Annotated in this window: 23 protein-coding genes; 6 read left to right on the forward strand and 17 right to left on the reverse strand. The window is 50.2% G+C overall.

Going from position 1 to position 20,907, the window contains the following annotated elements; all coding sequences use genetic code 11:
- Positions 1-42: 42 nt before the first annotated feature.
- From FBF28_03625 to FBF28_03640, 4 genes are read right to left on the reverse strand one after another with little or no spacing between them, the layout of a single operon-like run.
- Positions 43-1,269, reverse strand: coding sequence for a type II secretion system F family protein (locus FBF28_03625; protein ID QJU08624.1), 1,227 nt, complete (start codon positions 1,267-1,269; stop codon positions 43-45).
- Positions 1,270-3,051 carry a type II/IV secretion system protein gene (locus tag FBF28_03630; protein QJU08625.1) on the reverse strand — a complete coding sequence of 594 codons (1,782 nt, stop codon included), beginning with the start codon at positions 3,049-3,051 and terminating at the stop codon, positions 1,270-1,272.
- Positions 3,052-3,106: 55 nt separating this feature from the next.
- Positions 3,107-3,448, reverse strand: a complete 342-nt coding sequence (locus tag FBF28_03635) for a hypothetical protein (GenBank protein QJU08626.1) — start codon at positions 3,446-3,448, stop codon at positions 3,107-3,109.
- A complete protein-coding gene (locus tag FBF28_03640) occupies positions 3,438-4,142 on the reverse strand; it encodes an NUDIX hydrolase (GenBank protein ID QJU08627.1) in 705 nt (234 codons plus the stop codon). Before FBF28_03640 ends, FBF28_03635 begins: the two co-directional genes overlap by 11 nt.
- A gap of 90 nt (positions 4,143-4,232) precedes the next feature.
- Between FBF28_03640 and FBF28_03645 the strand changes: the two genes are divergently transcribed.
- Entirely contained in the window at positions 4,233-5,384 is a 1,152-nt protein-coding gene (locus FBF28_03645; GenBank protein ID QJU08628.1) for a hypothetical protein, read from the forward strand.
- A 27-nt stretch (positions 5,385-5,411) separates the two neighbouring features.
- On the opposite strand, the gene trmB is transcribed toward FBF28_03645, so the two are convergent.
- Positions 5,412-6,077, reverse strand: coding sequence for a tRNA (guanosine(46)-N7)-methyltransferase TrmB (gene trmB, locus FBF28_03650; GenBank protein QJU08629.1), 666 nt, complete (start codon positions 6,075-6,077; stop codon positions 5,412-5,414).
- A 12-nt stretch (positions 6,078-6,089) separates the two neighbouring features.
- On the opposite strand from trmB, the gene FBF28_03655 reads away from it, so the two are divergent.
- Entirely contained in the window at positions 6,090-6,992 is a 903-nt protein-coding gene (locus tag FBF28_03655) for a mechanosensitive ion channel family protein (GenBank protein QJU08630.1), read from the forward strand.
- A gap of 74 nt (positions 6,993-7,066) precedes the next feature.
- Here FBF28_03655 and FBF28_03660 read toward each other — a convergent pair whose 3' ends face one another.
- From FBF28_03660 to FBF28_03680, 5 genes are all read right to left on the reverse strand, one after another.
- Positions 7,067-7,483, reverse strand: a complete 417-nt coding sequence (locus FBF28_03660; GenBank protein ID QJU08631.1) for a hypothetical protein — start codon at positions 7,481-7,483, stop codon at positions 7,067-7,069.
- Entirely contained in the window at positions 7,476-8,018 is a 543-nt protein-coding gene (locus FBF28_03665; protein QJU08632.1) for a hypothetical protein, read from the reverse strand. Before FBF28_03665 ends, FBF28_03660 begins: the two co-directional genes overlap by 8 nt.
- A 43-nt stretch (positions 8,019-8,061) precedes the next feature.
- Positions 8,062-8,337: a hypothetical protein gene (locus FBF28_03670; GenBank protein QJU08633.1), complete on the reverse strand. Its 276-nt coding sequence runs from the start codon at positions 8,335-8,337 to the stop codon at positions 8,062-8,064.
- Between the two features lie 48 nt (positions 8,338-8,385).
- Complete coding sequence (locus FBF28_03675; protein QJU08634.1) at positions 8,386-8,607, reverse strand: hypothetical protein; 222 nt, start codon at positions 8,605-8,607, stop codon at positions 8,386-8,388.
- Positions 8,608-8,701: 94 nt separating this feature from the next.
- A complete protein-coding gene (locus FBF28_03680; GenBank protein ID QJU08635.1) occupies positions 8,702-9,478 on the reverse strand; it encodes an A/G-specific adenine glycosylase in 777 nt (258 codons plus the stop codon).
- A gap of 172 nt (positions 9,479-9,650) precedes the next feature.
- Here FBF28_03680 and FBF28_03685 point away from each other — a divergent pair, with 172 nt between their 5' ends.
- Both FBF28_03685 and FBF28_03690 read left to right on the forward strand, forming a co-directional pair.
- Positions 9,651-10,592, forward strand: a complete 942-nt coding sequence (locus FBF28_03685) for a hypothetical protein (protein QJU08636.1) — start codon at positions 9,651-9,653, stop codon at positions 10,590-10,592.
- Between the two features lie 36 nt (positions 10,593-10,628).
- On the forward strand, positions 10,629-11,168 hold the full coding sequence (locus tag FBF28_03690; protein ID QJU08637.1) for a hypothetical protein: 540 nt from the start codon (positions 10,629-10,631) through the stop codon (positions 11,166-11,168).
- Here the strand turns inward: FBF28_03690 and FBF28_03695 are convergent.
- A complete protein-coding gene (locus FBF28_03695) occupies positions 11,159-11,581 on the reverse strand; it encodes an NUDIX hydrolase (GenBank protein ID QJU08638.1) in 423 nt (140 codons plus the stop codon). The genes FBF28_03690 and FBF28_03695 overlap by 10 nt on opposite strands.
- A 263-nt stretch (positions 11,582-11,844) precedes the next feature.
- A complete protein-coding gene (locus FBF28_03700) occupies positions 11,845-12,684 on the reverse strand; it encodes an SDR family NAD(P)-dependent oxidoreductase (GenBank protein QJU08639.1) in 840 nt (279 codons plus the stop codon).
- Between the two features lie 64 nt (positions 12,685-12,748).
- Here FBF28_03700 and FBF28_03705 point away from each other — a divergent pair, with 64 nt between their 5' ends.
- Complete coding sequence (locus FBF28_03705) at positions 12,749-13,099, forward strand: MerR family transcriptional regulator (GenBank protein QJU08640.1); 351 nt, start codon at positions 12,749-12,751, stop codon at positions 13,097-13,099.
- Positions 13,100-13,147: 48 nt separating this feature from the next.
- Here the strand turns inward: FBF28_03705 and aspS are convergent, their stop codons facing one another.
- Genes aspS through FBF28_03720 form a run of 3 tightly spaced genes read right to left on the reverse strand, consistent with a single transcriptional unit; the run spans position 13,148 to position 16,450 of the window.
- Entirely contained in the window at positions 13,148-14,926 is a 1,779-nt protein-coding gene (gene aspS, locus FBF28_03710; GenBank protein ID QJU08641.1) for an aspartate--tRNA ligase, read from the reverse strand.
- 8 nt (positions 14,927-14,934) lie between these two features.
- Positions 14,935-15,933, reverse strand: coding sequence for a Holliday junction branch migration DNA helicase RuvB (gene ruvB, locus FBF28_03715; protein QJU08642.1), 999 nt, complete (start codon positions 15,931-15,933; stop codon positions 14,935-14,937).
- Between the two features lie 31 nt (positions 15,934-15,964).
- Positions 15,965-16,450, reverse strand: coding sequence for an HIT family protein (locus FBF28_03720; protein ID QJU08643.1), 486 nt, complete (start codon positions 16,448-16,450; stop codon positions 15,965-15,967).
- Positions 16,451-16,554: 104 nt separating this feature from the next.
- Here FBF28_03720 and FBF28_03725 point away from each other — a divergent pair, with 104 nt between their 5' ends.
- The gene (locus tag FBF28_03725) at positions 16,555-17,883 is read left to right on the forward strand and encodes a hypothetical protein (GenBank protein QJU08644.1); all 1,329 of its coding nucleotides are present in this window, start codon (positions 16,555-16,557) and stop codon (positions 17,881-17,883) included.
- Positions 17,884-17,904: 21 nt separating this feature from the next.
- Here FBF28_03725 and ruvA read toward each other — a convergent pair whose 3' ends face one another.
- Both ruvA and FBF28_03735 read right to left on the reverse strand, forming a co-directional pair.
- Entirely contained in the window at positions 17,905-18,483 is a 579-nt protein-coding gene (gene ruvA / locus FBF28_03730; protein ID QJU08645.1) for a Holliday junction branch migration protein RuvA, read from the reverse strand.
- Positions 18,480-20,906: a PBP1A family penicillin-binding protein gene (locus tag FBF28_03735; GenBank protein QJU08646.1), complete on the reverse strand. Its 2,427-nt coding sequence runs from the start codon at positions 20,904-20,906 to the stop codon at positions 18,480-18,482. Before FBF28_03735 ends, ruvA begins: the two co-directional genes overlap by 4 nt.
- Position 20,907 lies beyond the last annotated feature (1 nt).

Below are 20,907 nucleotides of genomic sequence, written 5' to 3' on the forward strand. Positions count from 1 at the left end.
TTTCTTTTTGTTAAGTATAGCATAAGCATTTTGAAAAACCAACTATCCTTTAATTTGATTTGCTAATCCAGTAATCGGCATCATCACCGCCGCCGCGATCAAGCCGACCATACCGCCCATAAAGACGATCATTACCGGCTCAATCGTCGAGCTCAAACCGCTAATCGCCGCATCAACCTCTTCTTCATAAAAATCCGCCACCTTGACCAGCACCTTATCCGTCTGCCCCGTTTCCTCACCGACCGCCAGCATCTGGCCAACGATTGGCGGATAGAGGTCTTCGCGCTCATTGATAATCCGCGACAAAACCTCGCCATTCTTAATGCGCTTGGCGGCATCAAGCAATGAATCTTGATACACCGTGTTACCGACTGCCCGGGCCGTCACCTCCAGTGCCTCGAGTACCGACACGCCCGCACCGATCAGCGCTGAAAAGGTACGCGTAAACCGCGCCACCGCCACCTTGCGAATAATCTTGCTGATGATCGGCGCTTTCAGGACGAAATGATGGAACTTGACTTTACCTTTTGGCGACTTGATGTAGCGAAGCAGCGCATACACACCGCCAAATAATAACGGGAAAATAATATACCAAAAACTTACCATAAACTGGCTGATACTCATCAGTATCTGCGTCAGCGCCGGCAGCTCTGCGTCCTCGCCCGCCAGATCCTTAATCGTCTTGCCGATCATCGGCAGTACGAAAATCATCAAACCAAAGAACGCCCCGATAGTGATGACGATCAGCACCATTGGATAGGTCATGGCGCTCTTGATCTTCTTTTTCATTGATGAGTTCTTTTCCTGCTGCAGGGCCAGGCGCTTCAAAATATCGTCCAAAATACCACCTGTTTCACCAGCACGCACCATGTTCACGTACACATCACTAAACGCCTCAGGATGCTTACTCAGCGCATCAGCGAACGAGGTACCGCCTTCAATCTCCTTAGATACTGCATTCAAAATCTCACGAAAATGCAGACTCTCGGCATGCTGCGCCATCGAGTTGAGCGACCTGAGGATTGGTACACCGGCAGACACCATGGTGCTAAGCTGCCTGGTAAAGCTAACCAGCTCCTCGGTCGGCACTGACTTCTTGCCACCCCCAAAACGAAACCCTTTCTTCTCGTCACCAGCCTCCTTGAGGTCGACCAACTTCATACCCTGAGCTTGAATGAGCTGGATAGCACTGGCGCGGCTACTGGCTTCTAACTCGCCGTTGATCGGCTGATTGTTATTTTTGGTTGCGATATATTTAAATTTTGTCATTTATTGCTCCCTTGTTGCTCTCAAAACTTCCTCTAGCGTTGTCACGCCACGCAGCGACTTAACGAAACCATCTGTCTGCATCGTTACCATTCCTTCAGTAATCGCCTGCTGCTGAATCTCATTACTGGTGGCATTGGCGGTGATCATCTTTTGGATTGGAATCGAAATACCGAGAACCTCGTAGATACCGACGCGCCCCTTGAAGCCATTATGGCCGCACTCGTCACAGCCCTCGGGACTTGGTCGCCATAAATATTGAATCGTCACGTCAGTTGAGCCGAGCGGTGTATTGCCGCCGATCTTATCAGCTGCTGCCTGCTGCTCCAGTGCGTGCAGTCGCTGCATCGAGCCCTGCTTGAGATTAAACATCTGAACGATGTAGGCGAGCTCCCCAGCGTCCGGCACATACTGCTGACGACAATGCATACACAGCCGCCGCACCAAGCGCTGGCCGATCACCGCCTTGACCGTCGAAGCGATCAAGAACGGTTCAATTCCCATGTCCAATAGACGCGGCAAACAAGTCGCGGCGTTATTGGTGTGGAGCGTTGAGAACACCAAGTGCCCAGTCAGCGCTGCCTGCACACCGAGGTTGGCGGTCTCACCGTCACGAATCTCACCAACCATGATGATGTTCGGGTCTTGGCGGAGCAGTGCGCGCAGTCCTGAAGCGAAGGTCATGCCGGCTTTCGAATTAGTCTGGGTTTGGTTGACCCCGGGGATCTTGTATTCAACCGGATCTTCAATGGTTGAGATATTCACATCTGGCGTATTAAGTTCTGATAGCACACTAAACAAGCTAGTCGACTTTCCCGAACCAGTTGGCCCGGTCACCAAGATCATACCATTTGGTTGTGCCATGGCGTCCTTGAGCGTACTCAGCGACAACCCCCAGTAGCCGAGGCTATCCAGGGCAACCGCCTGATTGGACTCGTCCAAAATACGCATGACGATCTTCTCGCCATCAGCGATTGGCAGCGTCGACACACGCAGCGCGTACTGCTTACCCGAAACCTTGATCTTGAAGCGACCGTCTTGCGGCACGCGGCGTTCGTCAATTTTCAAATTTGACAAAATCTTGATACGACTAACCAGCGCACCCTGAACATTGCGCGGCAATTTATTCACTTCCTTGAGCACACCATCAATTCGGTAACGCACCTGGACGAAATCCTCACGGGGCTCAATGTGGATGTCCGAGGCGCCCGATTTGATAGCATATTCCAGCAGCAAGTTAACCGTCTGGGCGATCGGCGAATTCTCGGAAATCTCCTCCTCAGAGACGTTTTGTGAATCTGACTCAGCACCGCTCTGAATTGACACCACCTCGTCTAACTCATCGGTAATATTACCGCGATAATTTTCCAGGCAATCAAGAATGTTATTTTTTGTCGCCAGGAATACCTTGATGTTGTAGCCAATCTCTTTCTGGATGAAGTTCAGCGCCTGCACATCGTCGGGATCTTCCATCGCCAGGCTCAAGACGCCGTTATCATCAACCGCAAACAACACAACATTATACTGGCGAGCGATGTGCTCGGGGATGCGCTTGAGGACATCGTCAGGGATATCCTTTGGCTCGATGGTCACAAATGGCACATTGATATATTCACCAATCTTTTGCCCGAGCTGTACCTCGCTCAAGACCTTGCGCTCCAAGATAATCGTCTGCAATGAATGGTGCGTGCGTTCCGCCTCCATCTTCAATTCAGCCAGCCGTGACTCAGAAATTACCTCACCCTGGCGCAAAATCTTCTCAATACTACTGTCAGAAATGCGCATAATTACCCTTATGCTTGAGTATAGCGCATATCGCATGGGAGTTCAATGAGAAATATTAGCGATTATCACCCTGCCCATGCAGCCGTTGGCGGGCTTGGCGGCTGGCGAGCTTTTGGTTATTCATCTGGGCAACTTCCTCGAGGCTAGAACCGAGTAGGTGCGCCACCGCATTAACATACCACAGCACGTCGCCTAATTCTTTGAGAATTTCTGTGCGGTCATCGTCTGTCAACACACCCTGCTTATCGCGAACCAGCTTTTTGAACTTTTCAGCCACTTCGCCCGACTCACCAACCAGTCCAAGCACTTGTGCCATCAGTCGCGCATCAACATCCCCATATTCATGCGTACCAATTAGTGTCGCGATAGCCTTCTTGGCATACTCATCAATTGTCATAGTTTCTCCTTTCAATTACCTCATTTAATTCTGCCACAAATTCCTCAAAAAAGAACGGGTCCCGAAAGAATGTCCGCGCTACGATTTGCTCAACCGCTGGCGCCAGGTCATACTCCGCCAAGCGATGCGGACGAGCCCACACGAGTTCTTCGCTCGCCACGACTTCATCGGTCTCACCATAAAATACGTGCGCCAGTGTCGACGATAATATCTCCCCCTCAATCAGGACGCGAATATAACAATCACCTGCATGGGTTAGCAGCAGCTTATCCACCGCCAATTTCTCGCGCGCCTCCCGCTGAGCAGCAGCCGATACCGACTCGTCATCAATGTGTAGCTTGCCATAGGGCAGTGTCCAGGTGTCGACATGCGGCTGCTTAGTGCGCCGCTGGAGCAGCACATCGCCATTGGTATTTTGGATGACAATCATAGTAATAATTTTTGGTTGAGTACGAATTTTGAGTGATTTAATACTCACTCTATCGACATACGATAGCCCTTCCCGCCCAAGGCAATATCCATCATCCGTTTTGATGACGAATCCTCGCTTCTTCAATATATTTAAGTGGTAGGTATAGAGATTGGTATCCACTTTTGGCGGCCGCATATCCCGAAACCGTGCATATTTCATATGCATCAATACGCCAAGAATATGCTTTTGAATGTAATGTTCGGGAATAAATTGGTCAATCATAGTTGAGTCAAATTATACTTGCTATTCATACAAGTAATTCTACACTACAATCACTGGTGTCATCAACTCATACAATAAGGAGCGGCATCTATGTCAATCGAATCACTTATCCACACATCTGAATTTGAAGGGAGATTACCCGTGGAAACTGAGCGCAAATTCATAGCTATCTTCCCAGAAAAACTTACCGAACTTCGCGAAGAAGCTGAGCCGATTGAGCAGTTTTATCTGTCACACCCAGACGAACCATTCAGCCTACGCCTCCGCTCAACCTTAAATCGTGATACCGGCGAGCTACAGTACGAAGCAACTCTCAAAGACAACGGTATCCAGAGCAATGATGGCTTGCGTCAACTAGAGGTGACGACTGAGATTAGCCCCGAGTTATACGAATACTACTGCAGCGGCGAAACGCCGATTATCCGCAAACTACGTGCTGAACCGCTGCCGGGTGTTGTCATTGATTTTTTCGAAAACGACGGCCTAGTGCAAGCTGAATTAGAAGATGATGGATCATTACAAGAATTCATCGACCAGTTTGGTAATACCTTCATGGAAGTAACCGGTGGAGCAACGGCTACCGGCGAGTGGCAGGCGCACTACAACTTCCGGCGGGAACATGAAGGCCGAGAAGCGCTGTCGGTTCAGCCGGAGCTTGATATCAATGATATCGTTTCTGATATTCTCACCTCTACCGTAGACTCTCCGCACGTCATCCATATCGCCGGCCGTAGTGGCTCCGGTAAATCAACCATCGTTAGACAGCTCCGCGAACGGCTGGATGAGCTCAACATTAATTCAATTACCATGTCGACTGATGACTACCACCGCGGTGCGACCTACCTCTATTATTATAACAACCGTCAGGAATGGCAGCACTGGGATGACCCGTTTGTATACGACACCGAAACGATGGCCATCGACCTACAAAACCTTATTAATGATAAGGAGATATACCACCGCCACATGAATTGGCAAACTGCAGAGCCCTATATAGCGGGTACGCTTAGCCCAGCAGAAGTAATCATCATTGAGGGGATCTACGCCAAATCACCTGATATTATCACCGATAATAGCCTCGTCTACGAAATACCAACCCCAATCGCCACCTGTATTGGTCGGCGTATTCTGCGCGACCTTAACGAACGCCCGCAATTTTGCGACCCCTCGGAAAATCTACTCTATTTATTGAGTGAGGCCGAGCCAGCATATCGTGCTCAACAGCAACCAACCAATGCCTGAGGGGATGAGGACTCACTTTGGCTTTCATTAACCCGATGGGACTGCTCGCACAAACCCAATCGCCTTCCCCTCGCCAACCCACCGCTGCTCGTAGGTTGTCATGATCCGGGCATCGCTCTCCTCATCAAGTCGCTCCGATTCGTGCAGATCAAACGTTAGCTCCCGAAGCTGCCAGCCAGCCACCACCAGCTGCTCCAAGCTCCAGCAGAAAAAGCTGTGATCATCATGCTTGAGCAGTAGCTCACTCCTCTCATCAAGCAACTTTGCGTACTGTGTTAGAAAATGTTGATGCGTCAAGCGTCGACCGCTGGAGCGCTGGCGTGGAAACGGATCGGGGAAAGTGACCCACAACTGACTGAGTGATCCAGCCTCACATAACTCACCCAGCTGATCCGCCCGCGCCCGCACAAACCAGATGTTCGTGAGGCCACGCTGCTCGGCCGCGCGTGCCCCTTTTTGCAATCGATCGGCCTTGACGTCAACCGCCAGAAACCGCTGCTCCGGATGGCGCGCCGCTAGTTCGACGCTAAACAGCCCCGTTCCAGCACCGACCTCCAGTACGTCAATCGGCCGCGGCATCCACTCATCATACTCAAAACAAAGCGGCGAATTGTTAAATAACGCAAATTTATACTTCTTGCGCCGCCGAGTGATAACGAATTGATTTGGATCGACAAAACTCATACTTTTCATTATACTAAACTCATGACGGATACGCTTATCAAACAACTGTTAAATTCGTCGCGCTTTGATGAATGGATGACCGAGCATGGACTAGGCTGGCTGGTAAGCGAGCGGATGGTTGAAACGGTCAGTATCGTCATTGGCGCGGTTATCGTTTATTATCTTGGCCGCATCTTCATTACTTGGGCAATTCGCTACGCGATCCACTCCACCGCCAAGCACCGCTCATGGCACCGCAAAGATATCGAAAAGCGCGAAAATACGCTGACGCAGCTGATCCGTAGTTTTTGGCGCATCACTATCATTGCCTACATCGCCGCCATGGTCGCCAGTAAGTTATTCTACTTCGACTTGTCACCACTGTTTGCCAGCGCCGGCATCATTGGCGTAGCGCTCGGATTTGGTGCACAATCACTTGTCAAAGATTTTCTGGCCGGCATCTTTATCATCGCTGAAAATCAATATCGCGTCGGCGATATCGTTGATGTCATGGGTGCGAGCGGCACTGTCGAGCGCGTCGGCACCAGGTCAACCGTGCTCCGCGATGCTGATGGTAATGTGCACTACTTACCAAATGGCACCATCCAGCATGTCATCAACAAAACGATGGGGTACAGCATGTCGCGCTTTACCTTGCAGCTTGATCCAAGTACCGACATCAGCCGCGCCGCTGATATCATCAACGAGACCGGCCAGCAATTGAGCAAGGAAAAATCTTGGGACAAGAAAATTATTGAACCGCCAAAATTTGTCTCCGTCGGCGATATCACCGGCCGCTCGGTCGAATTGATCGTTGCTGGTAAGGTCCAGCCATCAGATCAATGGGCAGTTACCTCAGAGATGCGCCGCCGGCTCCTCAAAGAATTTGAAAAACAAGAGATCGAGCTAGCTGTCATCCCAACGGCGATAACGCATAAAAATTAATCGCGAACCGAGCCATTAACGAACCACAAAATTATGATAAGGTGGTGTGATCAACCTTCCACTAGCAATAAGAATTACTCCAACGAGCCGTCCTGACCTTGTGTTGTCGCGCCGCCGGCACCATTGCCGCCACCATTGACACCCAGCTGATCATCACTCAACACATTACTCGCAAATGCCCGCGCACCGTCGGCCTTTTTTTCTTCTTGCTTGTATTTTTGCAGGAAATCATTCAATACCTTGCCCGTAACTTCGCCCTGTGCTTCAAACATATCCCGATTATGATCGTTGGAGTTATCAATCTGCGCCCGATACGGCACATAATCCGGTCGGCTTAAATCCACTCGGAAGGCATCTGACGAATAGTATAAGTGCATCGAGATACCAACGAGCACAATCGACACCACAATTACGCTAATTACCATCGTCAGTAATTTGTGTTGCATAGCCAGCTTGGTCAACCGGCAACTAAGTTGCTTGAGCTTATCCACGACCACCTCCGCCCGAAAGCTTCACCTTGAGCTGCTCCACCGCCACGCGGTAATCCGCCGCCAGTTTGCTCATCGTCGTCACCGATTCACTAACCTGTCGACGTGCGTCGCGCGTCTTGATCAGCTGTGCATAAAACTCGCCCGGTTTGTCGGTACAATCTGTCCTGACCAGCGCCGTCAAATTGGACTCATACTCATTGTATTGCTGAGCAAACGCCTTGCGCGCCTCTTCGTAGTCGCGAGCGATCATCACCATTCGCGAGCTGTCAACCTGCGCCAATGCCAAACGGCTATTTAGTTTGGCGATGAGATTAGTCGAGATTGTGTTGTATGCTTGGCCGGCGTTAACCCGCAGCAAGGCGTCGTTATGCTGAATCCGCTGTAATGTCGAACGAATAGACTGACACTGGCTGCGGATCAGATGGAGTGGCGGCGAACTTGGTGCAGTCTGTGCCACGGCAATACCCGACCGTATCATTACGCCGGCCAGGCTAATACCGCACACAAAAAACGCGAGACTGCGAAGATGTTTCATCTTTCTTATTATCTCGCGTTTTTGCGTTTAGGTCAAACTGCTGCTACGACTTCTTGAAATGCTTCTCGGTGTCGGCCTTGACCGTACGAGCGGTTCCAGTAACGACATCGCCGACTTTTTGGGCACCAGCCTTGACTGCCTCAGCACCATCCTTGGCGGCAGCCTGGGCTTTTTTGGCAGTTTTGACAGTGGCAGTTTTTAGCTCACCAGCTTTTTTCTTGATGTCAGCGCGAGTTTCCTTGCCGCTTTTTGGTGCGGTCAAAATACCAGCCGCGAAACCAGCCGCTGCGGCGCCGAGAACTGTTAATACTTTTTTCATATATATCTCCTTGTTTGTTTTTATTAAATTGATATATGGAACAGATAATTATTTTTTGCGAAAGAGTTGCACGACTTCAGTAAATAACTTTACTGGAGACAGCCACTCAGTTGCTTGCGCGATGTTAGACACCGCCGCTTCAGCCTGGTTGACGAGGCGCTTGAGCTTCGTCAGTAGTGAAATTATTACACCGAACAAGACAATAATCGTCACCGAGTGAATAATGATCACTACGGTCATCAGTATAATAACTGTTTGCATGTCTTCCATACCCTTCCTTTGTTACTGTTTATGTTTGTCGTATTGACTGTGGCTATGATAGCATAGGCAGTTTGAAATGTCAATAGCTTAGCGCTCTGTCCTGTCACTCTGCGGTGATGAGACCATCTCGCCGTAGCCCATCCAGTGCCGCCGCAAATCGCGGATCGTCCTGCAACTCAGCGGTAATTTCAGCGAGCGGCTGCCCGCCAATATATCGACGCAAAATCTCGCCCCGCATCTGGCGGAGGCTACCGGTGAATTGTGATTGTTTGGTGTAGTGGCGACTGGCGGATAATTTGCCCTTTCCCTGAGATTTGAGCTCACTACCATAGTCCATCAGCGCCCAAAACCACTGACGCGGATTTGCCTGGTCCATCGTCTGCTCAACAACAGTCAATATGTCGCGATCCGCAACTACCGTCTGGCCCGCAAAGAAATGATTGAGATAGACGGTACGAATATTGGTCTCAATGAACGGTGTTGGCACTTGATAAGCATAGTTCATGATGGCGCCAGCGGTATTGATGCCGATGCCTGGTAACTCAACGAGGTCATCTAGCGTGGCCACCGGGGCACCAGCGACAATGGCTTGTGACACCCGGTGAAGATACTGAGCGCGGCGGTTATAGCCCAGCCCCTGCCACGCGCGGAGCACCTCGGTCAGCTCGGCCGCTGCCAGCGACTCAATATCCGGAAACCCTGTGGTAAACTCTGTAAACTTCGCCAGAACGCGAGCGACCTGGGTTTGCTGCAGCATTAGCTCACTCACCAGCACATAGTACAAGGTTGGCTGATCACGCCACGGCATCGGCCGATATAGCTCACGACTCTTTTGATGAATTAATGCTTGAAAGTGGACGCATTTATCATTATCATTCATTCTCTCCAGTATACCTGATCTTGAGCGGTTATCATTACATAATCAGTCCGAGCGGCGAACTGACTCAATCACTATCCTTATATACACTAAGTGTACAGTCAGTTTGCTATAGCTATACACTTGGTGTATAATAAATCTTGTTATAAGTAATTCACCTAGCGAAAGGGCACTTATGAAAAAATTATTCAAGGTTTTCGGAATTATCATTATCATTCTTATCATCTGCTTTGTGATCATGCTGTTAGTCATGCAATATCTCAACCAAAGTATTACCGGAGATGACGGTGTAGCGACTGGCTATGCTGATAAACTTAGCCCTAGTGGCAACCTCGAACAACATTACACCAAGACCGGACCCTACAAAGTAGCGCACTATATTCAAAATAATACAGATAGTTCTAAGACCTACCGCCTCTACTACCCTGAGCGCCAGAAGGCTAACCAAACTTTTCCACTGGTTGTAATGGTAAATGGCACGGCAACACCAGCTAGTACCTACACGCCAATTCTCGAGCACCTCGCCAGCTGGGGCTTCGTCGTAATCGGTAATGAGGATGGCTGGGCTGGTACTGGTGCATCAACCGCGACCATGCTTGATGTCGCTCTGCAGTACAACACTACCCAAGATAGTCCAGTACATGGTCTAATCAACACTAATAAAATTGGGATCGCTGGACATTCACAGGGCGGCGCAGGAGCAATCAATGCCGCTACTAAGTATAGTAATAGCAATAAGTATTCTTCGCTCTACACCGCTAGCGCCGTGGGTCGTGGCACTGCTAATAATAATCAATGGACCTATGACGTCTCACGCCTCAACACAGCAGTGTTCATGATGGCAGGAACTGGCGCTAGTGATAGTATTGCCATCAGTCCGCTCGACGACTTGAAGCATAATTTTGATGCATTACAAGGGAGTAAGCCAGGAGTCATTGCCCGGCGTAAGTCAGTTGGTCATAAAGATGTGCTGGAATACGGTGATGCATATATGACTGCCTGGTTCCTATGGACGCTGGCAGATGATACTAAGGCAAAGACGGTCTTTGCTGGTGCCGATGCCGAACTGCGCCATAATAGCGACTGGCAGGATGTCCAGGTACGCAATATTGAATAATTATTCTGTTTATCGCACCATGTATGGTACACTGGTATGGCTATGAAAATATTTTTTAGACGATACATTTCAGAATTTGTGTACGGTGCAGTTGACGGCACAGTCACAACCTTTGCCGTCGTGGCAGCATCGGCTGGAGCAGGAATTTCCAGCGCGGTTATCCTCATCTTGGGCATTGCAAATTTAATTGCTGACGGATTTTCAATGGGTTCCAGCGCCTACCTCGCAGCCAGTGCCGAACATGAAGAGTCAGCCCGCGATACTCAAAAACGAGCCTCCCCTAAAATCATCGGTGTGGTCACTTTCCTGGCTTTTGTCGTAGTCGGTGGCGTACCGGTATTGCCGTACCTAGTCGATGTCGTTGCAGGCTCAAAAGTACCAGGCACCACCCTGTTTTACGTCAGCTCCGCACTGACGGCAGTGACGTTCCTAGCAATTGGCTTCACAAAGGGTAAAGTCGGCAAGCAGTCACCATGGCGAGAAGCAATCATCACTCTGCTCCTTGGAGCAGTCGCCGCTGGACTGGCGTACTTTGCCGGCGATATATTGGCGGCGTGGCTGGGTGTTCAGCTATAGCCTCGAGGCCACCACTTCAACAAAAAATCCCGATAACCTGGCGCGAGCTTGTCAGTAGCCTCAACTTCTGTCCGCGTCAACCAGACTGGTCGTTCCTCACCGCCATCACACGCTCGGTCCGGTAGTTCAATGTTACCGTCAACTGTGGCCGTGTAGCCAAGAATAATTTTATGGTCTTTGATGGTACCGCCCTGCGGATCGCGTACATAAAAATCAGCTGGAGTCGCATCAATTGTAACGCCCAGCTCCTCGCGTAATTCCCGCCTCAATGCCACGTCAGGCGTTTCACCAGCGTCAATATGCCCGCCCGGCAGGCCAAAACCATCATCGCGCGGATAATACATCAGCAGCGCCCGCTTGCCATCACTACTATACAGCGCTACTTTTACGCTAACTTCGTGTCGATCATACATTATATATCAAAACTTAATCATACCAAGACGCGGTCAATACCGAAAGCGTGGCTAACGTGTAATTGACCGCCCTAAAGCTTAGTACGACCACTGGTGATTGACCGATAACTAGCCTCAAACCTCAACAATCACCGATAGTCGCATCGCTGTCATTACCAGCTCCAAAGCATCTTTGCCCCCCTTCGTTATATTGCTTTTTGGATGGACATTATCGTTTATAACGTCCATTTATAGTATATCAGACACGAGCTATAGCCAGCAAATCACTTCGACTGCCTCGTCTGCTTTTTAGCTATTTGCTCAAAGACGCCATCGCCCAAGAGGTGCCGTGTGTAGAAGAGAACTCTCGCCAATTTACCAACAAGATACCGACGTCGTGGATGCTTACTCTCAATAATTGTCGCTACTTTGTGTGCAACCACGCTAGGCGGTGACATGGTCCTATATGACTGAGATAGGTTGTGCGATATTGCCTTTGCCACGCCGCCATAGGCACCGTTTGACGAATAACGAGTAAGCGGCTCTTCAGCTAATTTGTAGAAATTTGTAGCGATCAAGCCAGGCTCAATTATCACAAGCTTGATGCTGTATTCCTGCAGCTCTAGCCGCAAGCTATCGGAAAACCCCTCGATAGCGTGCTTTGAAGCATGATACCAGGCACCGAGCGGAAAATATACCCTACCTCCAACAGATGACATATTAATAATCAAGCCCGATCCCGCCTCTCTCATGCTAGGCAGCACAAGCTGCGTCAACCTGGCCAGCCCGAACACATTAACCTCAAACTGCCTGCGGGCCTGTTCAATTGGAACGTCCTCTACCGCCCCCAGTAATCCATAGCCAGCATTATTGATAAGTACATCTATTCTTCCCTGCTCGTCACAAATCTTTTTTACCGCAGCCTCAAGTGATTTTTCATCTTTCATATCACCCGGTATTAACCGAAGGCCTTTAATTTTTTGAAGCGCCTCACTATTTCGAGCAAGTCCGTATACTATATAACCTTTCCGCAAAAGCAGCTCGGCGGTCGCTCTTCCGATACCGCTGGACGCTCCAGTAATTAACACTACTTTATGATTTGAATTATACTTTTTTCTACTCATAATAGTAGTATAATCTATGGAGTATACTCTATAGTCAATAGACCATAACGAGGGAGGTTTTACCATGCTAATTCATCAACTTTCCAAAAAATCTGGTGTTTCTATCGATACCATTCGTTACTATACAAAAATCGGTATTTTACCGGTAACACAACGTCCTGCTGGAAGCCGCAGTTATTCAGACTACGACGAGAGTGCACTCGAGTACCTCACGGAAATACGCCTCGCTAAGTCAGCAGGCTTTACGCTGATGGAGATCAAGCAATACATCAGGGAATGGAACGACGGACAGATTACACCAGATACGGCTATTGATATATTGCATAAAAAGATTGCGATGGTACGAAAGAAAAAGTCTGAACTTGATGCAATAGAAGCGATATTAAAAAGTAAAATAACACAGCTCCGCCCCTAGCTACATTGCCGTAATTGAGCACCCTGCTAGCTACTTTTGAGTAGATTACTACAGCCCTAATTCTCGCAATTGTGCTGGATCAACCATTGATGGCGAATCCATCATTACGTCAACGCCCGAGCCGTTCTTTGGAAAGGCTAGAGTTTCGCGGACGTTTTGTTCGCCAGTCAGCTCCATGAGAATGCGGTCAACGCCAAAGGCACAGCCAGCGTGCGGTGGTGCGCCGTACTTGAAGGCATTGAGCATGGCGCCAAACTTTTCTTCAACGTAGCTTTCGCTAAAACCAAGCAGGTCAAACACTTTGTACAGCACCGCTGGGTTGTGGTTGCGCACGCCGCCAGAGCAAATTTCGTAGCCGTTCATCACCATGTCAAACTGGTCAGCCACAATGGCTAGTTTTTCGGCATCGGTCGTCGCCGATTCCAGCGCCTGCAGGCCACCCTTTGGCATACCGAATGGATTGTGGCCAAAATCAAGCTTCTTGCCGTGGTCATCCCATTCATAGAACGGAAAATCGATAATCCAAGCTAAGGCTACCACGCTCGGGTCTTTCAAGTTGAAGTGGGTGGAAAATTCGTTTCGCAGACGACCAAGCACGGCGTTGACGACTGGGCGAGTGTCAGCGCCGAAAAAGACTGCGTCGCCATCAACTGCACCAGTTTTTTGCTTAATCGCCGTGAGCTCTGTTTCGCTCAAGAACTTGGCAATTGGTGATTTTGCCTCACCATCTTGGTAGGTGATGTACGCCAAACCACCCGCGCCCTCACTTTTGGCAATGTCGGTGAATTGATCAATTTGCTTGCGGCTCAAACTAGCGCCATTTTTGACGCAGATCGCCTTGATACACTCAGCCTGCTTGAACACGCCAAATTCGGTACTGGCGAATACGTCAGTCAGATCAATCAGCTCCATGCCAAAGCGCAGGTCTGGCTTGTCCGAGCCATACGTCTCCATGGCGTCGCGGTAAGAAATACGTGGAATTGGACTGCCATCACCGACCGCGAGACCACTCAAATCCAGCAATTTCTTGCCAGCAAAATCAGTCGCGAGCTGCCGCATCAGCGGCTCAACCTCCTGGCGAACTTCCTCGCCGTCTTCAACGAAGCTCATCTCCAAGTCCAGCTGATAAAACTCGCCGTACAGTCGATCAGCCCGCGGATCTTCGTCGCGAAAACACGCCGCCAGCTGGTAATACCGCGGCACGCCGCCAACCATCAGTAGCTGCTTGAACTGCTGCGGTGCTTGTGGTAAAGCGTAAAATTTGCCCTCTTGCAGACGACTGGGGATCAGGAAATCGCGTGCACCTTCGGGACTAGAATTTGCCAAAATTGGCGTCTGAATCTCGATGAAGTCCCGAGTATCCATGTACTGATGCATGCGCTGGTACATTTCAGCGCGTTTTTTCAGCATCTGTTGCATTGTTGGACGGCGCAAATCAAGGTAACGATACTTAAAACGCAAGTCCTCACCCGCTTGGTTTTCCTCAGCAAAGGGCTGGATTGGCAAGGTCTCAGCTCGATTGAGGATCTCCAAATTTTTCACCACAATTTCCACATTACCGCTGGCAATATGTGGATTTTTCAAACCTTCGCCGCGCTCCGTCACCACACCGCTGGCACGAATCACAAACTCATCGCGCAGGCTTTCCGCCAAACGAAACGCTTCCGCCTGCTCAGGATTAATCACCAGCTGCACCAACCCAGTATGGTCGCGCAGGTCAATAAAAATCAGCCCGCCGTGATCGCGTCGGGAATACACCCAGCCAGCCACTGTAATCATTTCCCCAACCCTATCAGGGGTATGTATCGCCAAAACTCTCTTTTTCATATCTGTTATTATAGCATATTGATGTGTTTTTTCGCCCTTGGCGTCACCCGGCGGCCGCGCGGTGTGCGCTCGATGAAGCCAATTTGCAGTAAATACGGCTCATAAAAATCCTCAATCGTCGTTGCTTCGTCACCCGTCAGCGCAGCAATGGTGGTTAGCCCCACGGGATTATCACCATAATTTTCTAGAATTGACTGCAGTAAATTACGGTCAGCCGGATCCAAACCTAGCTCGTCCACTTCCAGCATCTCCAAGGCGCTCGTTGTGGTTTTTACATCAATTATGCCATCGCCATTCACGTCAGCGTAGTCGCGTACGCGCTTGAGCAGGCGGTTAGCAATACGCGGCGTCAAGCGAGCCCGCGTCGATAATAAATCCGCCGCTTCGCGCCGAATCGACGACTCCAGGATGGCCGCACTCCGTGTCACAATCTTAGCGATATCCTCTGGCTCGTAAAATTCCAAGCGGTAAATATGCCCGAATCGATCGCGCAGCGGCGCCGCCAGACTACCTGTCCGCGTGGTTGCACCGATGACCGTAAACCGCGGCAAATCCAGCCGAATCGACCGAGCCGCCGGGCCTTTACCGATGACGATATCCAGCTTGAAATCTTCCATGGCCGAATACAAGATCTCTTCCACCGCCCGGCCGAGCCGATGAATCTCATCAATGAACAAAATATCGCCGTCCGCCAAATTGGTCAAAATTGACGCCAGATCACCCGCTTTCTCAATGGCCGGGCCGCTGGTGATGCGCAAATTCGTTCCCATCTCATTGGCGATCACCGTCGCCATGGTCGTCTTACCCAGTCCTGGCGGGCCATACAGCAGCACATGATCCAGTGGCTCGCCGCGCTTCTTTGCCGCCTCAATTGCTAACCGCAAATTACGCTTCAATCGCTCCTGGCCGACATATTCATTAAAACTCTGCGGACGCAGGCTAACTTCAATCCGCTGCTCCTCGGCGTCATCGTGCGGACTAGTATCGACTATTCTTTGAATTGCCATAAACTAATTATATCATCCACAGCGGAGCGCACTAATCTCTCGTAAGCCGACTACGCAGCGCCTGCATAATTTCGCGAAACGTTTCGTCACTCACCATATGCACCGCATCCTCTAGGTGTCGTGGCCATTTTGGATCAGGAAATTCCTCACCAGCAAATGTGGTACCACCAAGATAGCGCGGATACAAATGCCAGTGCACGTGTGTTGGCCGGCCAGCCTTCACTGCATTATTCATCAGGCATTCCCAGTTACACACATCGGCGCCAAACGCTGCTTTGACTGCCTGCTCAATTTGACGAATCACCTGATGGAGCTCTGTCCAATCTGCCTCGTCCAGCTCCGACAACGTTTCCTTGTGCTGGCGCAGGGTGATAAATGACTTACCCAAATAGCACTGATTCTTGTCAAGCACCGCCACCCAACGTTCGGTTTGCAATATGACGTTATCGTCAGCCGCCGTCTGACCAACCAGCAGCGGACAGATTCCACATTCCTTCTGTGTCGTGCATGTATTCATGATACCTCCTGGTATGGATTATACCACTTGGCAAGGAGTGTCTGCTTATAATTCGTGCCATATTATTGCATAATTATAAATTATATTGTAGAATTGGTATCGTTATGAGTGAGAAGCATATGGAAAGTACACTGGCTAACGGCGGGAATGCACCTGAACGAATAACATTTCGCGCTCTAGCTCCATATTTCACTCTAGGAGCGGCGTTCGGAAGTGTGATGGGTGTTCTCGGCTACAACTACATCGCGAGTACTCACCCCAATCGCCCGACAGAAATTGACACAACGACAGTAGCCACAGCAGCTACAGGGTCAAAGCAACAACAGCTACAGCTACCATCCAAGATCCAGCCTCTTATCATTACCGGCTCATCAGCATCCCTAGAAACTCCAACAACACCAGAATATGTCGCCGATACTAGTAACCGAATAGCAAATACGCTCAAGGTTGCCACCGAGGCTATAGCACAGACCATGGATGCCGCTCAAAGTACTATATACACCGCAGAGACATTACCAATGGAAGGGCCGCCGATTGATTCAGAAACTGGTAAGCCTTGTTATCAGCTCAAAGACATACAGCAAGCTATTGGAGCAATAAATTTGCCAAGCGGTGTCACTCCATACGTTATATTGCCGCCCGGAATATGCGAAAAACAACCTTATGCTGCCTATGCCTCTGGCGATAACGTTGTCACAACCTCTAAAGTTATTGACAATCCGGGTACCGCAGCGCATGAACTCGGCCACGTTGCAGGCCTCCACCACACAAATAGTTTTGATATCAAGTCCGGTTATGGCCAAGGAAAACTCTCTCAAGATATAGACATGACAGAGGCTATAGGACAAGGATATGGTGATTTTCGTAGGGTAAAAAACCAGGATATCCCTGAGCAAGATGTTCCTAAACCAAATATCGAAGAAGCTTCTGGCGAGACAAGCGTTATGGGTTATCATTTCCCAATTGACAAAGACTGCACCGAGAAGAATACATGTGACATATTTAATCTACCCGAGAAATATCGACTCGACCCTAAGAAATTCCCACTCTACGACATTGATCCCTCGACACTAAATGATTCCTCTACCGCGATAACCCTATCCACCGAACCGTACAACATACAGGGTGTACGGATACCGATACCAGCATCCCATCCGATTCGCCAAATCCACGGAGGAGAACTGCTTACTGATTTTATTGTTAGTATAAAATATGACGGCAATGGCTCAAGCTGTTTTAAGGTTCCTACCTTTGTCATAGACAAAAGAGGGATTGTGACAGAGCTGAATTCGCCCCATACCGGAGTGATCCCAGGCTACTGTCTGTCAGATAGCTTTGATGGCTGGTCTATTTTTAATGATAGTTCTACCGGCGTGAGGATCAAGGTGCAACGCCAAAATGGTGAGACGCAGCTACTTGTTAAAAAATTTTGAATTGGCTACCGGACTCTCTGCTCATTTCTTCAGCGCCATCGTCACTCGTTGTGCCGTCGGTAGATTGACATCAACATTTTCCAGCGCCTTGGTGGCGTCAGCCAAGGTATAGCCCAGTGCCATTAGCGCTTCCAGTGCTTCGTCGGAGGTGCTTAATTCAGTCTGGACTGGCGCGACCGCTCGGCCGTACTGCGTCGGCAGGCCGACTTTATCGCTCAGATCAACCACCACGCGTTCAGCGGTTTTTTTGCCGACACCAGCAGCTTTTTGCACAAACGCACTATCAGCATTGGCGATGGCGTTGCGCACCTGCTCTGCGTCGCCGAGGCTGAGAATTGCCAGTGCCGCTTTTGGGCCAACACCCTGAACAGTAATCAGCACTTCAAACAGCTTTTTTGCAGCCAAACTAGAAAAACCGAATAGCTCTTCCGCCTGCTCGCGCACATGATGATAGGTGTAAAACTTAGCGTCTTGACTGAGCGCCACCGCCTGGAAATCACCAGCCGACACGCTCACTTCATAACCAACGCCGTGAACGTCAATCACGATGCTGCCCGCACCAAATTTTTCAGCGATCGTACCAGAGAGATGGGCGATCACGGTCGTCTGTCTCCGCCGCCCGGAGGATTGGTCGGGCCGGGCGAAGTGCCGCCACTGCCACCACCCGAACCGCCACCACTGCCACCACCACTGCCATTACCGCCGCCCGGGTTCTGGTCGTCATCGCCGGTACTACCACACGACGCAGTCTTTCGCGAATGTTTCGTCGCATCAAATTTGTCTTCGCTGATGGTGATGAGCCTCCTGGTAGCTAGGTCACAGACGGTGATCTGCTTAGTGGTGGGCGTTTGCCGACAATCAGCAGCATTCTTGGAATATTTAGCGGCGTCAAATTGATCTTCAAAAATTGACTCCATTTGCTTGGTGGCGAGATTACACACCTCAATCTTTGGCTTGGTCTGGTCGCATTTCTCGGTCGGGAGGGCGTTCGAGAGGAAGTATTCTTTGTAGGCGCCGGAGCTAGAATCATCAGCGAGGCCGCCATTGCTACTACACACGCTCCGCTGGACAACGCCGTTTGGCACGTCAAAACCAGTTTTCGCGCCCGCCAGCAGCTTGGTCATCGTCGCCCGCCAAATTGGCGCTGCCACGTCCGAACCGCCGCTGTTCATGACTTTATTGTTGTTATTGCCAACCCACACGCCGACAGCATATTGCGGCGTATAGCCAATCGTCCAGGCATCGCGGTTATCATTGGTGGTGCCCGTCTTGACTGCGACTGTTTTACCGCCCACCGTCAGGCTGCTGCCAAACATCCCCGCCCGCGCGGCGTTATCCGACAGAATGCTGGAGATGAGATAGGCGCCACCTTGGCTGATGGCTTGGCGCGTACTCGCTGGTTTCCACGACGCGTTCTTGTTGAACTTATCCTTGACCTCAGTGATGAAATTGAGCGATTCGTACTGCGTGCCACCGTTAGCAAAGGCCGCGTAGGCATTAGTCATCTCGCTCAGGCGCACCTCAGCCGAGCCAAGCGCCAGTGACAATCCGTAATTTTTGTTTTCGTCAAGCGTGCTGATGCCGAGTTTCTTGGCAGCTTGGATGGAACGATTGATGCCATACTTTTGCATGATCAGAACGCTCGGGATGTTCAGCGACCAGCTCAGCGACTTGCGCGTCGTCACTTTACCATTCCAGCGGCGGGTAGCGTTGTAGGGTACGTAGCCATTAAAATCAGTCAGTTTATCGTCAAAAACTGTCGCCGGCGTGATGATGCCATCAGCCATCGCCTGCGCATAATACAGCGGCTTGAAGCTTGAGCCAGGCTGGCGCGGCGTGGTTACCATATTGACCTTACCCCACTCGGCGTTATTATAGTCAGCGCTGCCGACCAGAGCCCGCACCTCGCCAGTTTTTGGATCAATGACGATACCACTGGCGTTAGTGCCACCGAGGCGATTGATCTGCTTCATTTGTTTGGCAATATTTTCTTGGAGGAGATGCTGCGTGTCGAGATTCAGCGAGGTCTTGACACGGTAGCCCGAGCGCATGACTTTTTCGTAGCCATATTTGTCACTGAGCTGCTTGATAGCCATCTCGGCAAAATGCGGCGCTTCGGAATTCGTATGAGCCGCACCGCCGCCAGAATACGCTAGCTGCGTAGCCTCCGCCTGCTGCTTCTGTTCCTCAGTGATAAAGCCTTCAGCCTGCATTCGACCGAGCACCGTCTTTTGGCGTTGCTTGGCGTATTCGGCATTACCGCTGATCGGTGAATAGCGGCTTGGCGCCGGCAGCACACCGACCAGCATACTACTCTCAGCCAGCGTCAAATCCTTCGGCGATTTATTGAAATACACTTTAGCCGCCTCCTCGATACCAAAGGCGTTTTCACCAAAGTACACCGAGTTGAGGTACATCATCAAGATCTGCTCTTTGCTGTAATTTTGCTCGATGGCGATGGCCATAAATAGCTCTTGGTACTTGCGCATAAAGCTGTGTTCATTGCTGAGCAAATTGTTCTTGACCAGCTGCTGCGTCAAGGTTGAGCCGCCACCATGCCGCGTGATCGCCGCCCGGAAAATACTGAAAATATTAAAGCCGCTGTGCTTATAAAAATCCTTATCCTCGCTGGCGATCAATGCCTTTTTCATACTCTCGGAGATGTCTTTGAGCTGCACCAAGTTCCGCCGCTCGGCATTGCCAACGCTATAAATCACCTTGTCATTGGCGTCAGTCAGTACGATGCCGGTATTGTTGCGGTTCATTAACCGCTCCTGATCGCCGATATCGCGCGCATAATAAAAATAGCTAGCAATCGGTACGATGATCAAAAATAGTAAAATCGGCAGCAGACACACCATAATTTTTTTCGGCCGACTCAGCCGCCAAAACCACAAAAAGTGTTTGTGTTGACGCGGTAATTTACCGGGTTTCGCCTTGACTTGACCGAGATTGGCATACCGGCCCATGTGCGGCGGCTGCTTCTTTATCGGAGCTCGTTTTCCCTTGCCTAATTGCACCATA

This window comes from Candidatus Saccharibacteria bacterium oral taxon 488, assembly GCA_013099195.1.
Taxonomy (GTDB): Bacteria; Patescibacteriota; Saccharimonadia; order Saccharimonadales; family Saccharimonadaceae; genus Nanosynbacter.

Bases quoted from the DNA above. Each gene is read 5' to 3' on its own strand.
- FBF28_03625 (QJU08624.1), bottom strand. From the start codon at position 1,269: ATGACAAAATTTAAATATATCGCAACCAAAAATAACAATCAGCCGATC.
- FBF28_03630 (QJU08625.1), bottom strand. From the start codon at position 3,051: ATGCGCATTTCTGACAGTAGTATTGAGAAGATTTTGCGCCAGGGTGAG.
- FBF28_03635 (QJU08626.1), bottom strand. From the start codon at position 3,448: ATGACAATTGATGAGTATGCCAAGAAGGCTATCGCGACACTAATTGGT.
- FBF28_03640 (QJU08627.1), bottom strand. From the start codon at position 4,142: ATGATTGACCAATTTATTCCCGAACATTACATTCAAAAGCATATTCTT.
- FBF28_03645 (QJU08628.1), top strand. From the start codon at position 4,233: ATGTCAATCGAATCACTTATCCACACATCTGAATTTGAAGGGAGATTA.
- trmB (QJU08629.1), bottom strand. From the start codon at position 6,077: ATGAAAAGTATGAGTTTTGTCGATCCAAATCAATTCGTTATCACTCGG.
- FBF28_03655 (QJU08630.1), top strand. From the start codon at position 6,090: ATGACGGATACGCTTATCAAACAACTGTTAAATTCGTCGCGCTTTGAT.
- FBF28_03665 (QJU08632.1), bottom strand. From the start codon at position 8,018: ATGAAACATCTTCGCAGTCTCGCGTTTTTTGTGTGCGGTATTAGCCTG.
- FBF28_03670 (QJU08633.1), bottom strand. From the start codon at position 8,337: ATGAAAAAAGTATTAACAGTTCTCGGCGCCGCAGCGGCTGGTTTCGCG.
- FBF28_03675 (QJU08634.1), bottom strand. From the start codon at position 8,607: ATGGAAGACATGCAAACAGTTATTATACTGATGACCGTAGTGATCATT.
- FBF28_03680 (QJU08635.1), bottom strand. From the start codon at position 9,478: ATGAATGATAATGATAAATGCGTCCACTTTCAAGCATTAATTCATCAA.
- FBF28_03685 (QJU08636.1), top strand. From the start codon at position 9,651: ATGAAAAAATTATTCAAGGTTTTCGGAATTATCATTATCATTCTTATC.
- FBF28_03690 (QJU08637.1), top strand. From the start codon at position 10,629: ATGGCTATGAAAATATTTTTTAGACGATACATTTCAGAATTTGTGTAC.
- FBF28_03695 (QJU08638.1), bottom strand. From the start codon at position 11,581: ATGTATGATCGACACGAAGTTAGCGTAAAAGTAGCGCTGTATAGTAGT.
- FBF28_03700 (QJU08639.1), bottom strand. From the start codon at position 12,684: ATGAGTAGAAAAAAGTATAATTCAAATCATAAAGTAGTGTTAATTACT.
- FBF28_03705 (QJU08640.1), top strand. From the start codon at position 12,749: ATGCTAATTCATCAACTTTCCAAAAAATCTGGTGTTTCTATCGATACC.
- aspS (QJU08641.1), bottom strand. From the start codon at position 14,926: ATGAAAAAGAGAGTTTTGGCGATACATACCCCTGATAGGGTTGGGGAA.
- ruvB (QJU08642.1), bottom strand. From the start codon at position 15,933: ATGGCAATTCAAAGAATAGTCGATACTAGTCCGCACGATGACGCCGAG.
- FBF28_03720 (QJU08643.1), bottom strand. From the start codon at position 16,450: ATGAATACATGCACGACACAGAAGGAATGTGGAATCTGTCCGCTGCTG.
- FBF28_03725 (QJU08644.1), top strand. From the start codon at position 16,555: ATGAGTGAGAAGCATATGGAAAGTACACTGGCTAACGGCGGGAATGCA.
- FBF28_03735 (QJU08646.1), bottom strand. From the start codon at position 20,906: ATGGTGCAATTAGGCAAGGGAAAACGAGCTCCGATAAAGAAGCAGCCG.